This is a genomic window from Mesorhizobium sp. M1329 (assembly GCF_040318035.1).
In the GTDB taxonomy this organism is placed as follows: domain Bacteria; phylum Pseudomonadota; class Alphaproteobacteria; order Rhizobiales; family Rhizobiaceae; genus Mesorhizobium.
The window spans coordinates 121,969-134,913 of record NZ_JAMYLN010000012.1; the positions used below are offsets into that span (position 1 = coordinate 121,969).

The 12,945-nt window shown below is 61.9% G+C and carries 17 protein-coding genes and 1 pseudogene; 6 read left to right on the forward strand and 12 right to left on the reverse strand.

Annotated elements, in window-relative coordinates:
- Positions 1-4 precede the first annotated feature (4 nt).
- From NKH21_RS14860 to NKH21_RS14875, 4 genes are all read right to left on the reverse strand, one after another.
- Complete coding sequence (locus NKH21_RS14860; protein ID WP_352865787.1) at positions 5-739, reverse strand: class I SAM-dependent methyltransferase; 735 nt, start codon at positions 737-739, stop codon at positions 5-7.
- A gap of 20 nt (positions 740-759) precedes the next feature.
- Positions 760-993: a BolA/IbaG family iron-sulfur metabolism protein gene (locus NKH21_RS14865; RefSeq protein ID WP_023674714.1), complete on the reverse strand. Its 234-nt coding sequence runs from the start codon at positions 991-993 to the stop codon at positions 760-762.
- Positions 994-1,079: 86 nt separating this feature from the next.
- Entirely contained in the window at positions 1,080-3,317 is a 2,238-nt protein-coding gene (gene purL, locus NKH21_RS14870; protein ID WP_352865915.1) for a phosphoribosylformylglycinamidine synthase subunit PurL, read from the reverse strand.
- Positions 3,318-3,466: 149 nt separating this feature from the next.
- Entirely contained in the window at positions 3,467-4,879 is a 1,413-nt protein-coding gene (locus NKH21_RS14875; RefSeq protein ID WP_352865789.1) for an aminotransferase-like domain-containing protein, read from the reverse strand.
- Positions 4,880-4,972: 93 nt separating this feature from the next.
- On the opposite strand from NKH21_RS14875, the gene NKH21_RS14880 reads away from it, so the two are divergent.
- The 3 genes from NKH21_RS14880 (at position 4,973) to NKH21_RS14890 (ending at position 6,005) form a co-directional block, all read left to right on the forward strand.
- Positions 4,973-5,218: a DUF1127 domain-containing protein gene (locus NKH21_RS14880; protein ID WP_352467262.1), complete on the forward strand. Its 246-nt coding sequence runs from the start codon at positions 4,973-4,975 to the stop codon at positions 5,216-5,218.
- A gap of 135 nt (positions 5,219-5,353) precedes the next feature.
- Positions 5,354-5,605, forward strand: a complete 252-nt coding sequence (locus tag NKH21_RS14885) for a type II toxin-antitoxin system prevent-host-death family antitoxin (RefSeq protein ID WP_352662547.1) — start codon at positions 5,354-5,356, stop codon at positions 5,603-5,605.
- Positions 5,598-6,005, forward strand: a complete 408-nt coding sequence (locus tag NKH21_RS14890) for a hypothetical protein (protein WP_352662544.1) — start codon at positions 5,598-5,600, stop codon at positions 6,003-6,005. The genes NKH21_RS14885 and NKH21_RS14890 overlap by 8 nt, the downstream gene beginning before the upstream one ends.
- A gap of 22 nt (positions 6,006-6,027) precedes the next feature.
- Here the strand turns inward: NKH21_RS14890 and NKH21_RS14895 are convergent.
- The 7 genes and pseudogenes from NKH21_RS14895 to purC all read right to left on the reverse strand — a co-directional run bounded on the left by NKH21_RS14895 (position 6,028) and on the right by purC (position 9,804).
- A pseudogene (locus NKH21_RS14895) lies at positions 6,028-6,674 on the reverse strand (Pr6Pr family membrane protein).
- Between the two features lie 4 nt (positions 6,675-6,678).
- Entirely contained in the window at positions 6,679-7,089 is a 411-nt protein-coding gene (locus tag NKH21_RS14900) for a hypothetical protein (RefSeq protein ID WP_352662538.1), read from the reverse strand.
- A gap of 2 nt (positions 7,090-7,091) precedes the next feature.
- Positions 7,092-7,757, reverse strand: coding sequence for a glutathione S-transferase family protein (locus NKH21_RS14905; RefSeq protein ID WP_352662535.1), 666 nt, complete (start codon positions 7,755-7,757; stop codon positions 7,092-7,094).
- A 31-nt stretch (positions 7,758-7,788) separates the two neighbouring features.
- Positions 7,789-8,457 carry a phosphoribosylformylglycinamidine synthase subunit PurQ gene (gene purQ, locus NKH21_RS14910; RefSeq protein ID WP_352662532.1) on the reverse strand — a complete coding sequence of 223 codons (669 nt, stop codon included), beginning with the start codon at positions 8,455-8,457 and terminating at the stop codon, positions 7,789-7,791.
- On the reverse strand, positions 8,454-8,708 hold the full coding sequence (locus tag NKH21_RS14915; protein ID WP_352492450.1) for a hypothetical protein: 255 nt from the start codon (positions 8,706-8,708) through the stop codon (positions 8,454-8,456). The genes purQ and NKH21_RS14915 overlap by 4 nt, the downstream gene beginning before the upstream one ends.
- An 18-nt stretch (positions 8,709-8,726) precedes the next feature.
- On the reverse strand, positions 8,727-8,969 hold the full coding sequence (purS, locus tag NKH21_RS14920) for a phosphoribosylformylglycinamidine synthase subunit PurS (RefSeq protein WP_352865917.1): 243 nt from the start codon (positions 8,967-8,969) through the stop codon (positions 8,727-8,729).
- A 40-nt stretch (positions 8,970-9,009) separates the two neighbouring features.
- A complete protein-coding gene (gene purC / locus NKH21_RS14925; protein WP_023674725.1) occupies positions 9,010-9,804 on the reverse strand; it encodes a phosphoribosylaminoimidazolesuccinocarboxamide synthase in 795 nt (264 codons plus the stop codon).
- 269 nt (positions 9,805-10,073) lie between these two features.
- Here purC and NKH21_RS14930 point away from each other — a divergent pair, with 269 nt between their 5' ends.
- The gene (locus NKH21_RS14930) at positions 10,074-10,394 is read left to right on the forward strand and encodes a DUF1476 domain-containing protein (RefSeq protein WP_023674726.1); all 321 of its coding nucleotides are present in this window, start codon (positions 10,074-10,076) and stop codon (positions 10,392-10,394) included.
- Between the two features lie 120 nt (positions 10,395-10,514).
- On the forward strand, positions 10,515-11,288 hold the full coding sequence (locus tag NKH21_RS14935) for an HpcH/HpaI aldolase family protein (RefSeq protein WP_352662523.1): 774 nt from the start codon (positions 10,515-10,517) through the stop codon (positions 11,286-11,288).
- On the opposite strand, the gene NKH21_RS14940 is transcribed toward NKH21_RS14935, so the two are convergent.
- Entirely contained in the window at positions 11,285-11,833 is a 549-nt protein-coding gene (locus NKH21_RS14940) for an RBBP9/YdeN family alpha/beta hydrolase (RefSeq protein WP_352663339.1), read from the reverse strand. The two genes, NKH21_RS14935 and NKH21_RS14940, sit on opposite strands and share 4 nt — an antisense overlap.
- A gap of 271 nt (positions 11,834-12,104) precedes the next feature.
- On the opposite strand from NKH21_RS14940, the gene NKH21_RS14945 reads away from it, so the two are divergent.
- Positions 12,105-12,917: a VOC family protein gene (locus NKH21_RS14945; RefSeq protein WP_352865794.1), complete on the forward strand. Its 813-nt coding sequence runs from the start codon at positions 12,105-12,107 to the stop codon at positions 12,915-12,917.
- Positions 12,918-12,945: the final 28 nt, after the last annotated feature.

A 12,945-nucleotide genomic window follows, 5' to 3' on the forward strand; every position in this document is an offset into this window, starting at 1 on the left:
AGGGTTATTTGTGCGCACGCACGCATATGAATGCAGGCGCCAAACTCAGGTCGGCAAAATGCCTGGGGTCGACCATTTCCATCTCAGGCGCGGGAAGTGGCTCGACGAAGCGGTCGAGCGTCCAGCCCGTATCGGCAAGGCCATTGAGGATATCGCCGAGCGGTCTACGATAGGATTCAACATAGGGATTTGGTTCGCCAAAACCTCCCCAATGCATGCCCCAGCGATTCGTTTCAAAATAGGTTTTCGTCCCGCGCGTGCGCGTGTCCTGCCAGTCGCGCATTGGATGGCTCATAGAGAACACCAGCCAGCCGCCCGGGCAGGAGACGCGATGAAACTCAGCGAATACCGGGCCCAGTTTTTCGACATAGTCGAGCGCCAACGAGCAAAGTATGCGATCGAAACTGCCATCCGCGAGCCAGTCGAGAGCCCTTTCGAGATTGCCAAGCCGCATATCGACATTGAGCCCAGCGCAGCGCTGACGTGCCAAAGCCAGCATTTCCGGCGTAATGTCGAAGGCACTTACCCGCGCACCTGAGCGAGCCAGCTTTTCCGAGCAGATACCGGAGCCGCAACCGGCGTCCAGTATGTTCAGACCCTTCACGTCGCCCAGCAACTCCAGCGAGGCCGGCCGTTCATAGAGGGCGTTGTGCGGCTTGATCGGCGCCAGCGCATCATAGCGCTCGGCAAAGGAAGCATAGGCACTCACTGCAACCGGATCGCTGTCGCCTTTGGCCATGACTTCCCGCTTGCGTAGAATTAGTCCGGCACGCTGGTCTGCAGGGCAAGCGCGTGCAGCACGCCGCCCATGTTGCCCTTCAGCGCGTCATAGACCATCTGGTGCTGCTGGACGCGGCTTTTGCCGCGAAAACTTTCGGCCACAACCTCGGCCGCATAATGGTCGCCGTCGCCGGCCAGGTCGCGAATCGTAACCTTGGCGTCCGGAATGCCTTCCTTGATCAGCCGTTCGATGTCGTGGGCGTCCATTGCCATGCGAGGATTCCTTGTTCAGGTCGTGATCTCATAGATATGGTCGAAAAGGCGGACGAACCACAGAGAAAGGGCCCCGCTCGATCACATCACGGATCCACGACCTCATTTGCCATGAAGCGAGGGAACCAGGATTCGTGGGCGGCGGTCAATTCGCTGACCGGTATGGCACGCGCCTCACCCAGCTTCAATTCGCTGCCGCCGGTCGAGCCGATCCACGGCGCAAAAACGCCGAGCTTGTTTTGCTGTTCGCGAATGGCGTCCCATTGCTCGCTCTGCGGGTCGATCGACAGCGTCAGCAGATAACGGCCCTGGTCCTCGCCGAACCAGACCGGGATTGGGCCTGTGCCGATCAGGCCGGGGATGGTCGCGCCGATGCCGGAGGCCATCGCCATCTCGGCCAGCGCCACCGCGATGCCGCCATCGGAAACGTCATGCGCCGCGGTAACGACACCGGAGGCGATCAGCGCCCGCACATGGTCGCCGACCCGCTTCTCGTGGCCGAGATCGACCGGCGGCGGCTGGCCGTCGGCGCGGCCATGGATGTCGCGCATATAGGCGGACTGGCCAAGATGCGTGCCCCACATGGTCGGTGCGCCGACCAGCACGATCATCTGGCCTTCGGCGGCAAAGCCGATCCGCACCATTTTCGACCAGTCGGCAATCAGACCGACGCCACCGATGGTTGGAGTCGGCAGGATGCCCTGTCCGTTGGTCTCATTGTAGAGGGAGACGTTGCCGGAGACGATCGGGAAGTCGAGCGCCCTGCAAGCATCGCCGATGCCTTTCACGGCACCAACCAACTGGCCCATGATCTCCGGCCGTTCCGGATTGCCGAAATTGAGGTTGTCGGTGGCAGCGAGCGGCAGAGCACCGGTGGCGGTAAGATTGCGCCAGCATTCGGCAACGGCCTGCTTGCCGCCCTCGTAAGGGTCGGCCTCGCAATAGCGCGGCGTCACGTCGGAGGAAAAGGCGAGCGCCTTGGTCGGATGACCGTCGACGCGCACGACACCGGCGTCGCCGCCGGGAAGCTGCAGCGAATTGCCCTGGATCAGCGTGTCGTACTGCTCCCACACCCAGCGGCGCGAGGAAAGGTCCGGGCCGCCCAGCAGCTTGAGCAGTGCGTCGGCCACATCGGCTTGCGGTGCATCGCCAGCCAATGGCGCCGGCTTCTTCGGCTCGACCCAGGGACGGTCATATTCCGGCGCCTGGTCGCCGAGATCCTTGATCGGCAGGTTGGCGACCTCGTCGCCCTGGTGCAGCACGCGGAAGCGCAGATCGTCGGTGGTCTTGCCGACGATGGCAAAATCAAGGCCCCATTTGTGGAAGATCGCCTCGGCCTGTTTTTCCTTTTCGGGGCGCAGCACCATCAGCATGCGCTCCTGGCTCTCCGAAAGCATCATCTCATAGGCGCTCATGCGCTCTTCACGCACCGGCACCTTGTCGAGATCGAGCTCGATGCCGAGGTCGCCCTTGGCGCCCATTTCGACTGCCGAGCAGGTGAGGCCGGCGGCACCCATGTCCTGGATGGCGATAACTGCGCCGGACGCCATCAGTTCGAGGCAGGCTTCGAGCAGGCATTTTTCGGTGAACGGATCGCCAACCTGCACGGTGGGCCGCTTCTCGTCGATCTTGTCGTCGAACTCAGCCGAGGCCATGGTGGCGCCGCCGACACCATCGCGCCCCGTCTTGGCGCCGAGATAGACGACCGGAAGGCCGACGCCCTTGGCCTCGGACAGAAAGATTGCGTCTGTCTTCGCGAGGCCCGCGGCAAACGCATTGACCAGGATATTGCCATTGTAGCGGGCGTCGAAATTGACCTCGCCGCCGACCGTCGGCACACCGAAGGAATTGCCGTAGCCACCGACCCCGGAAACGACGCCGGCAACGAGGTGCCTGGTTTTGGGATGGTCCGGCGCACCGAAGCGCAGCGCGTTCATCGCCGCGATCGGCCGCGCGCCCATGGTGAAGACATCGCGCAGGATGCCGCCGACGCCGGTCGCCGCTCCCTGATAAGGCTCGATGTAGGAGGGATGGTTATGGCTCTCCATCTTGAAGACGACGCAGTCGCCATCTCCGATGTCGACCACGCCGGCATTCTCGCCCGGGCCCTGGATGACTTGCGGCCCGGTGGTCGGCAGCGTGCGCAGCCACTTCTTCGAGGATTTATAGGAACAATGCTCGTTCCACATCGCGGAAAAAATACCGAGTTCGGTAAAGCTCGGTTCGCGCCCGACCAGGTCGAGGATGCGCAGGTACTCGTCGGGCTTCAGCCCGTGCGCGGCAATGAGTTCCGGAGTGATCGGCACGGAATTGGAAATGGTCATGGTCGGCAATTTGTGTCCTTGGGATCGAGTCCCGTCTTATCGCAAGCTTTGCAGCCGATACACCCCGTCCGATGACTAAAACAACGGAAAGCAACAGCTGGCCGCAAGTAGCGAAAGATCGCCACTCGACCCGCCGGTTTCAAGCCGGTTCAGGAAAAGCTGTCATAGCCGGCGCGGCCTTCGTCCAGAAGCCGCCGGATCACCGCGACGCCGTGCGCGATATCGCCCCGCTGTCGCGGCTGCGAGATGCCAAACCGCACGCCGTGAAAGGCCTGTTCGGAACGTCCCGCCTTGAACTCGTCCTCGTCGTCGATGAGCACGCCATGTTCGAGGCAAGCCTGTTTGAAAGTGCCGGAAAGCCATGGGTCCGGCAAAGTGAGCCAGACGAAGGGCACATTATCCAGCGCCTTGAAGTCGAATCCGTCGAGTGTCTCGCGCACGATCGCAATGCGCGCACCGATCTCGCCAATGCTGCGCTTGCGCATCTCGGCGGCCTGACCGGACAGCACCAGTCGGCTGCCCACCTCCGCCAGCAGGAAGGGCAGGCCGCCCGTCATCATCTTGTGGGCGACCCGGATGCGATGACGATAGGCCGGCGGGCAGGCGAGCCAACCGCCGCGAACACCCGCCGCGACCGATTTCGACAGGCCGCCGGCAACGATGGTCCGTTCGGGAGCATATTCGGCCAATAAAGGTGTCGGATCATCGGTCAGTCCGCCATAGAGATCGTCCTCGATCAGGACGACGTTGTATTGACGGGCGACTTGCGCGATTGCCTCGCGGCGCGAGGCCGACAGCGTTGTCAGCGTCGGATTTTTGGCCGTCGGCATCAAAAACATCATCTTCGGATGCTTTTGTGCACAGACGCGTTCGAAATCCTCGGGATCGATGCCCTCGTCGTCAGCCGCCACCAATGCGGTCCGGCGACCGATAAGGCCGGCGCTGCGGGAAATCTGCGAATAGGTGAGGTGCTCGAAGACGACATAGTCGCCTGGGGCGGTGAGCCCCGCAATGGTTGCCATCACCGCGGCGTGGGTGCCGAGCGTGGGTACGATCGCATCTGCGGCTGGGCGAAAGGAATTGCGTGACAGCCAGCGCCTGCCGGCTTCGAACCAGCGGTCCGGGAAATCACGAGTATAGCTTGAAATCTCATGCGGATGGTCTTGCGCCGTGCGTGTCAACACATCGGCGACGATGGCACCCTGGCCGACATCCGGTGCGGCCGTGCTATCGAAGCGCAGCTTGTCGCCGGGCGCATCCATATAGCGCGTGCCTTGTTCGACCGGCCCCAGGAACTCCGGCTTCGCGCTCTCCGACTGTTGAGCGAGAACATAGGTCCCGCGGCCGACCTCGCCGCTGACCAATCCCCGCTCGCGCAGCAGTTGATAGGCCCTGCCGACCGTGCCGACGGTCGTGCCGATGTCGTATGCCAGATCGCGCTGCGGCGGCAGCTTTGCCCCTGCACCGATCAGGCCGCGGTCGATGTCCGTCTCGATGGAATCGGCAAGCCGCTGATAGAGCGGGCCGGTGCCGGCGGTAAGGTCTGGAAGCCAAGTTGTCATCGTGACAATTTTGTACATTGCACCGATTTGGGAGTCAATACATATGAAGCAAGCCGTACAAAACGGCACAATTGCAATCTTGGCAGAAAGAAAATGGGTACAATAGAGACAATCCGCTACGCGGCAGTTGAATTGACCGGAAGCCGCTCGTCGGGCCGGAGATCCTATGTTCGCCGGCTTGTGCAAGTGGTCACGTCATTCGTCCGATGGATCGACAGCCTGCTGGATCGCCGACGCAGTCGGCTAGTTCTGCTCGAGATGACCGACGCCCAGCTCAAGGATATCGGCATTTCGCGCTGCGATGCCCATCGTGAGGGTCTGAGGCCGTTCTGGGACTGAGCCGCCACGCTGGTCATCGCGGAGATGCGACCTCCTTCTTGCCTTCACAGGATTCTCACCTGCGACGCCTCCGATAAATAGGGGTATTGCTGAAAACAGCTATTTCACCTATTTTCCGGCGTGAAGGAGATTACCATGGCGAGTTTCACGCTCACAGATCTCGGCAATAAGTCTGGCGAGGTCGTCGAGGCTGCGTTCCGTGGTCCCGTCGACATCACCAAGCGCGGCAAGCGAAAGTTCGTGCTCCTCACGGCGGAGCAGTTTGACCGCATCACCGGCCGCAGCGCTCAGCGGGCACACCGCGTTGAGGATCTGTCGGCCGAGGAACGCGACGAGCTTCTGGCCGGCCTCGACGCAATTGCGCGAGATGATGTCCGGGATGACTGAGCTTGGTCACGGACAGATCATTCTCTACTCCTATCTGTGGGCAAGGGAATATGACCGCGGCGAGGAGAGCGGACGCAAGGCGCGGCCGGCTTGCGTCATGCTGATCGTTGCCGGTAAGAATGGCCGCAAGCAGGCGCTGCTCTTTCCGGTCACGAGTCAGCCGCCACGCCCTGACGCGTACTATGTCGAGGTTCCTGAGACGGAGGCCCGTCGCGCCACGCTCTATACGCCAGCCTGGGTTATCGTCGATGAGTTCAACACCGATGATCTCGCGACGAGCTGGGCGCTCGAGGATGCCAAGCCGCTTGGCCAATTCACGCGCAAGTTCATGTCACGGATCGCCGGTGAAGCTGCTGCGGCGATCCGTGCAGGCGCCGCGCGAACCGTGCCAAGACGCTAAAGGCAGCCAGGGCGGGAGAACGTCATCGCGGATGCATGCGTTCCGCCCTGATCCGCGTGACACCGTGGTCCACAAGCACCGCCACAATGCACAGCATCAGAAAAAGCCCGGTGATGGCCAGAGCTGAGACGGCGACGCTGGTCGCACCGTTCTTAGCGAGATCGAGGAACGGGTAGGGCACTTCACCGGCAATCGGCGCCCGTAGCAGCGCGTAGGCCAGGTAGGCGATCGGATAGATCATCCACCAGGAGATGTCGCGCCACCGCGTCGAGCCGTCAGCTCCCGCCACAAGCCACCACAGCACAAACAGCACCGGCGTCACATAGTGCAGAAGAACGTCGCAGAGCAGGAACAGCCCTTGCGGCTGCCAGAGCTGCGCCAGGACCGTTGCATAAACGATGAGAACCAGCGTATGGCGACGGCTACGCCCGCTCGCATCCGTGGCCCGGCAAAGGCCGGAAACCAGGCGTAACCCGTCGATGACAGCAACGAGGCATGGACAAGCACCGCGCCGATGTTGGTCAGGACGGTGAAGAAGCTGAAATAGAAGACCAGCGAGCCGACAAAGCCGCGGCCGGCCGCCATTGATGCCGGGACGGTGATGCAGATCTGCAGGACGAGTCCGGCCAGGCCGATAACCAGACCGGTGATCTGCAGCAAGCGACCCACTGGGCTAGGCAGCAGCGCCGCAGGCCGGATTGCCCGCCTGCCAGCGGGCAATGTCCGAGCCGATGCGCGCGCCGAGCGGTTCCGCCATCAGCGGGCCGAACACGTCGACGCGGCTCGAATTGCCTTGCGCCTGCACGACCAGCAGCGGCTTTCCGCCATAATGCTTGGCCGGCACCAGCAGGAAGCGGGGCGTGCCGCTAAACGAATTCAGTTCGTTGGCCATCTGGTAAGATTTGAAGGCAGGGTCCTTGCTGGCGATCCAGCATTTGTGGGCAGCGATTGCCACCTGTTCCATGGCAAGCAGTGACGCGCTCTTGCCCGCCGGCGCCGGCGTGCTCTTCGGGCCTGACTGGCATGAGGCGAGTACAAGCCCGGCGACAGTAGCGACGGCGAGGCGCGTGGTCGTCAGTCTCATGTTCAAGCGGCGCCCATCTCGAGTTCGGACAGAAAGATCTTCAGACCGTCTGTCATCTCACCCCAGACGCGCGACAGCGCCGGATGCTGCAAGGCGATTTGCTCGTAGGCATCGAATTTCGGATAGGCGTCAAGCAGGTCGGGGCGGCCGATCGTTGTCCTGAAATTGTTGAAGATGAAGCGGGTCGGCGTCAGCCAGGCATCGGCGAAGGAGATGTCGTCGCCGAGCGCGAACGGGCCATGCGCCATGCGGGTCTCGATTGCAGCAAGCCCGTGATGCAATCGGGCGAACTGGGCCTTGATCTCCGCCTCATTGCGCTGCGGCACGAAATAGAGCTCGAACAGCTTCATCATCGGCGCGAGCACGTCGAGGTCGGTGATGCGGGCGAACATGCGCACCAGCGCCCGGTCTTTCGAATCCTTGGGCAGCAATGCAGGCTCGGGAAAGCGCTCCTCCAGATATTCGGCAATGACCACCGATTCGACGATCGTTTCGCCCGAGCCGGTGATCAGCACCGGAATCCGGTTGAGCGGCGAGATGGCACGAAAGGCTTCGGGGATGGGAAACCCCGGCGGTGGTGCAATGACCTTGAGCGGCACGTTCTTGATATAGGCCAGCGCCCGCACGATCGACGAATAGGGCGACAACGGCCGCGAATAGAGTTTCATGACCGTCGCTCCAGGAGGAAAATTGAAGGCATCAAGCGGCGATGCCCAGCGCGCTTTCGAACAGCGCCCGGCCGTCGCTGCCGCCATGCGCCGCTTCGATCAGGTTTTCCGGATGCGGCATCAGGCCGAGCACGTTACCGCGGCCGTTGACGATGCCGGCAATGTCGTTGATCGAGCCGTTGGGATTGGTGCCTTCGGCATAGCGGAACACCACCTGGCCTTCGCCCTCGAGGCGAGCCAGCGTTTCCACGTCGGCAAAATAATTGCCGTCATGATGCGCCACCGGCGCGCGGATGACCTGGCCCGGCTGATAGCGGCGGGTAAACATCGTGTTGGCATTAGCAATCTGCAGCTTGACTTGCCGGCAGACGAATTTCAGCGAGGTGTTGCGCATCAATGCGCCCGGCAGCAAGCCTGCCTCGACCAGGATCTGGAAACCGTTGCAGACGCCGATGACCGTGACGCCCCTGGCCGCCTTTTCGGCCACAGCCCGCATCACCGGCATGCGCGCGGCAATGGCACCGCAGCGCAGATAATCGCCAAAGGAAAAGCCGCCGGGAATGGCGATCAGGTCGACATCGGGAATTTCGGTGTCGGTCTGCCAGACGGTGACCGGCGGCGTGCCGGAAATCTTGGTCAGCGCCGCGATCATGTCGCGGTCGCGATTGAGGCCGGGGAGCAGGACGACGGCTGATTTCATTTTGGTTCGTAGGGCCTCTGGGCTTCGGCGAGTTCGCGCAATTCTAGGCGGCGTTCTATGCGCTCAAGGCGATCGTCTTGACGGCCGAGAATGCCATAGATGTTGTGAATGTCGCTTTGCGTTGCGACCATGTGACCCCGAACTACGTTCAACTCCCGCTTCACTTCGGAAACATCTTGGCGAAGTTCAGCGACTTCGTGATGCACACGCTTGAGGAGCTCATACATCAACTCATTCGTGGCTTCCGTCATCTGCCCTCCGGTACAACCTCAGGTAATGGCCACACTATAGTTCTCAATCACCGTATTCGCCAGAAGCTTGTCACACATGGCTTTCAGATCGGCCTCGGCCTTGGCCTTGTCGCCCTCGGCAAGCTCGACATCGAAAACCTTGCCTTGCCGCACCTGGCCAACGCCGCCGAAACCCATTGCGGACAGCGCATGCTCGATTGCCTTGCCTTGTGGATCGAGCACGCCGTTCTTGAGGGTTACGGTAATGCGGGCCTTGATCACGCTGGACATGCTCCTGTTCACCTGTTGAGCGGGCAAGCCGTCAGTGCGGCTTGCCTTTGACGCCGTCGGTCGATGCGACGAGCACCGGTCCGGCCGGACGCGGCGGCTCGTTCTCGTTCATGATGCCGAGGCGGCGGGCAACTTCCTGATAAGCTTCGACGAGCCCGCCCATGTCGCGGCGGAAGCGGTCCTTGTCGAGCTTGTCCTGGGTCGCCACGTCCCACAGCCGGCATGAGTCCGGCGAAATCTCGTCGGCGACGACGATGCGCATCATATCGCCTTCGAACAGGCGGCCGCATTCGATCTTGAAGTCGACGAGCTGGATGCCGACCCCCATGAACAGGCCGGAAAGGAAGTCGTTGACGCGAATGGCCAGCGCCATGACGTCGTCGATCTCCTGCGGGCTCGCCCAGCCGAAGGCGGTGATGTGCTCTTCCGATACCATCGGATCGTCGAGCGCATCGGCCTTGTAATAGAATTCGATGATCGAGCGCGGCAGCACGGTGCCTTCCTCGATGCCCAGGCGCTTGGCCAGCGAGCCGGCGGCGACGTTGCGCACCACCACTTCGAGCGGTATGATCTCGACTTCCTTGATCAGCTGCTCGCGCATGTTGAGCCGGCGGATGAAGTGGGTCGGAATGCCCATCCGGTTGAGATGATTGAAGATGTGCTCGGAAATGCGGTTGTTGAGCACGCCTTTGCCATCGACGATTTCATGCTTCTTCTTGTTGAAAGCGGTAGCGTCGTCCTTGAAGAACTGGATCAGCGTGCCAGGCTCCGGTCCCTCATAAAGGATCTTGGCCTTGCCTTCATAAATGCGGCGGCGATTTTTCATCTGATTTTTCTCTGGATTTGCGGGCAGGCGGCAAGCGACCAGTACTGTCCGTCTGCCTAAAATAAGATGGCGACGGTGGGGTTCAATGCCGGTGTCTATCCCAATCGCACTGTTTGCTCAATCGGCAAATCCTTTCAATCAACCGCTTTCGGGGACCGAAATGCCGCAGCGCAGCAACCAATGTAGCATATTGACCGGCCGGCGCCCTTTTGGTTTGTGCTCCGGCAACACATATTGGCGCAACGAATCGGATTTCACGGAGGGATGCCATGAGCAGCATGAAAGACCGCGAAGAAGGCTTTGAGCGCAAATTCGCATTCGACGAGGAACTTCGGTTCAAGGCCGCGGCACGCCGCAACAGAGCGCTCGGCCTGTGGGCTGCCGAAAAGCTAGGCAAGTCAGGCGCCGACGCCGACGCTTATGCCAGGGAAGTGGTCGTCAGCGACATCGAGGAAGCCGGCGATCACGACGTTTTCCGCAAGATACGCAAGGATTTCGATGCGGCCGGCATCGACCAGTCGGACCATCAGATCCGCCGCACCATGGATGAATTGATGGCGCAGGCGATCGAGCAGATCAAGAACACCTGATCTTTCCGCCGGTATCGATAGAATGCTGGACCAATCGACCGCCCGGCCCAGCCGGGCGGTTTTTCTTTGCCTTTGCGGTCGTTTCCGGCTGAATTGCTGCAAGCAAAGAGGAAATCGCCAATGTCCCTGAAGTCACGCCTTGCGGCCGACGAGACGCTGTTCACCGCATGGTCCGGCGTGCCGGATGCTTTGACGGTCGAGATACTGGCCAGGCAAGGGTTCGACGCGGTTACGCTCGACATGCAGCATGGTGGCCATCACGAGGACAGCGTACTGCGCGGGCTTGTGCCGGTGCTGGCCGCCAACAAGCCGGCTTTGGTGCGCATTCCGGTCGGCCGCTTCGACATGGCCAGCCGCGCGCTCGACTTCGGCGCCGAGGCGGTGATCGCGCCGATGGTGAATTCAGTGGCGGACGCAAAGCTGTTTGCCGCCGCCATGAAATACCCGCCGCTCGGCGAGCGCTCCTGGGGCCCCACCTATGCCTTTCCGCGCCATGGCAAGGGCGATCATGCCGACTGGCTGCGCGACAGCAACCAGCGCACCATGGCGTTCGCCATGGTCGAAACGCGCGCCGCGCTTGAGGCACTCGACGGCATCCTCGACACGCCGGGCATCGACGGTATCTTCCTAGGCCCTTCGGATTTCTCGATCGCCTGGTCGAAGGGGACCACCGTCAGTTCGACGCTGGAGAGCATGATGGAGACCGTCGCCTCGATCGCCGAGCGCACCCGTAAAGCCGGGAAGCATGCGGCGATCTATGTGATGGAACCGGCCATTGCCGGTCGCGTGGTGTCGATGGGCTACCGGCTGCTGGCGATGGGTTCCGAGCATTCGCTGATTTCGCTTGGGGCAAAGACCCTGCTGAACAGCGTCAGGGGCTCAATCGCTTCCTAGAGATCCGTCAGGAATTTCGCGAAGGTCATCGATCCTTCGGGCCAAGGGCCGAAGCCGGAATCTGCGTTGAGATGGCCGGCATCGCCGGCGTCGATGAACAGCGAGCCCCACGCCGCGGCAATGTCCTCGGCGACGCCGAAGGCGCAGAACGGGTCGTTGCGGCTGGCGATCACCACCGACGGAAACGGCAGCGGGTCGCGCGGATAGGGGCCGAAGGTCATCAGGTGCCTGGGCTTTATCTTTGGATTGGCGACATCGGGCGGCGCCACGAAGAAGGCGCCGGCGACCTGCCGCTCAAACCGAGGCAAGGCCTGGATGACCGCGGCGACGCCAAGCGAATGAGCGACGATGACGACCGGCCGCTCGGCCTCGTTGACCGCCTTGGCGACACCGGCCGTCCAATCCTCGCGCACCGGCTTCGACCATTCCGTCTGTTCGACGCGGCGCGCTGTCGACAGTTTCGACTGCCAGCGGCTCTGCCAATGATCGGGGCCGGAATTTGTGTAGCCCGGCACGATGAGAATATCTGCTTCCCTGACTTTCATGGCGCGCATGTAGCGAGAGGCGCTGTCGGGTGCAACCGGGTATAAACTCAACAGCGACACGCAAACGGTCTCTCACGAGCCCGGTTCTGCTCGTTATTGTGAACACCATGTTCGCTTCTTGCACTCTTGTGTGAACGATCGCGATCGATGATCTGTCGCCGGGAAAGAATGGCTGTTCCGAGATTTTGGCACGGACACGGCGTAGAATGATTGATGGCGCCGGGTTCCTCCATTGGAAGCTTGTCGAGCGCCGCTTGAACGGAGCACTTTGATGAGCGAACTGCCTTTTGCCGCGACGACCCCGGTCAGCGTTGCCCGCGTCGGCTTGCGGGCGCGCGAAGCAGAAAATCTCGCTGCCTACTATCGCAAAGTCGTCGGTTTGCAGGAACTGAGCCGCGCCGGCGGCACGATTACGCTCGGCGCAGTCAATCGCCCTTTGCTCGACATCGAAGCGGATCCGGCCGCGAAACCCGATGACCCGCGCAGCGCCGGTCTTTTCCACACCGCCTTCCTGCTACCCAGTCGGGCCGATCTCGGCCGCTGGATCAATCACGCCATCGCCGGCAAGATCGGCATCGAGGGTGCATCCGATCATCTGGTCAGCGAGGCGCTTTATCTAACCGATCCGGAAGGCAACGGCATCGAGATCTATGCCGACCGCCGTCCGCAGGACTGGAAATGGAACGGGGACAAGATCGCGATGGCGACGGAGCGGCTGAACATTCAGTCGGTCGTTGCCGAAGTGCCGGCCGGCGACACCGGCTGGCAGGGCGCGCCGGAAAACAGCATTATCGGTCACGCCCATTTGCGGGTCGGCAGGCCGGAAGAAGCCGAAGCATGGTGGCATCAGGAGTTCGGTTTCGACACCGTGGCAAAGTACGGCGGCGCGGCGGTGTTCCTGTCGTCCGGCGGCTATCATCACCACATTGGCGCAAATGCGTGGCAGAGCGCGGGCGCCGGTCGCCGAGATCCCTCCCGCTCCGGCTTGGCCTGGGTCGAGATGCGTTCGGACAATGCCGCAAGCGAGACCACCCGCGAGGACCCGTGGGGCACAGTGATAAGGACGGTTCCCGGCAAGGCGTAGGCCAATGCATGTCGCGCAAAAGTGTGCA

Excerpts from the sequence above, each read along its gene's own strand:
- NKH21_RS14885 (WP_352662547.1), top strand. The coding sequence starts at position 5,354 with ATGGCGAGTTTCACGCTCACAGATCTCGGCAATAAGTCTGGCGAGGTC.
- NKH21_RS14945 (WP_352865794.1), top strand. The coding sequence starts at position 12,105 with ATGAGCGAACTGCCTTTTGCCGCGACGACCCCGGTCAGCGTTGCCCGC.
- NKH21_RS14865 (WP_023674714.1), bottom strand. The coding sequence starts at position 993 with ATGGCAATGGACGCCCACGACATCGAACGGCTGATCAAGGAAGGCATT.
- NKH21_RS14860 (WP_352865787.1), bottom strand. The coding sequence starts at position 739 with ATGGCCAAAGGCGACAGCGATCCGGTTGCAGTGAGTGCCTATGCTTCC.
- NKH21_RS14890 (WP_352662544.1), top strand. The coding sequence starts at position 5,598 with ATGACTGAGCTTGGTCACGGACAGATCATTCTCTACTCCTATCTGTGG.
- NKH21_RS14880 (WP_352467262.1), top strand. The coding sequence starts at position 4,973 with ATGGGTACAATAGAGACAATCCGCTACGCGGCAGTTGAATTGACCGGA.
- NKH21_RS14930 (WP_023674726.1), top strand. The coding sequence starts at position 10,074 with ATGAGCAGCATGAAAGACCGCGAAGAAGGCTTTGAGCGCAAATTCGCA.
- NKH21_RS14915 (WP_352492450.1), bottom strand. The coding sequence starts at position 8,708 with ATGACGGAAGCCACGAATGAGTTGATGTATGAGCTCCTCAAGCGTGTG.
- NKH21_RS14875 (WP_352865789.1), bottom strand. The coding sequence starts at position 4,879 with ATGACAACTTGGCTTCCAGACCTTACCGCCGGCACCGGCCCGCTCTAT.
- purC (WP_023674725.1), bottom strand. The coding sequence starts at position 9,804 with ATGAAAAATCGCCGCCGCATTTATGAAGGCAAGGCCAAGATCCTTTAT.
- NKH21_RS14905 (WP_352662535.1), bottom strand. The coding sequence starts at position 7,757 with ATGAAACTCTATTCGCGGCCGTTGTCGCCCTATTCGTCGATCGTGCGG.
- purQ (WP_352662532.1), bottom strand. The coding sequence starts at position 8,457 with ATGAAATCAGCCGTCGTCCTGCTCCCCGGCCTCAATCGCGACCGCGAC.
- NKH21_RS14940 (WP_352663339.1), bottom strand. The coding sequence starts at position 11,833 with ATGAAAGTCAGGGAAGCAGATATTCTCATCGTGCCGGGCTACACAAAT.
- NKH21_RS14935 (WP_352662523.1), top strand. The coding sequence starts at position 10,515 with ATGTCCCTGAAGTCACGCCTTGCGGCCGACGAGACGCTGTTCACCGCA.
- NKH21_RS14900 (WP_352662538.1), bottom strand. The coding sequence starts at position 7,089 with ATGAGACTGACGACCACGCGCCTCGCCGTCGCTACTGTCGCCGGGCTT.
- purL (WP_352865915.1), bottom strand. The coding sequence starts at position 3,317 with ATGACCATTTCCAATTCCGTGCCGATCACTCCGGAACTCATTGCCGCG.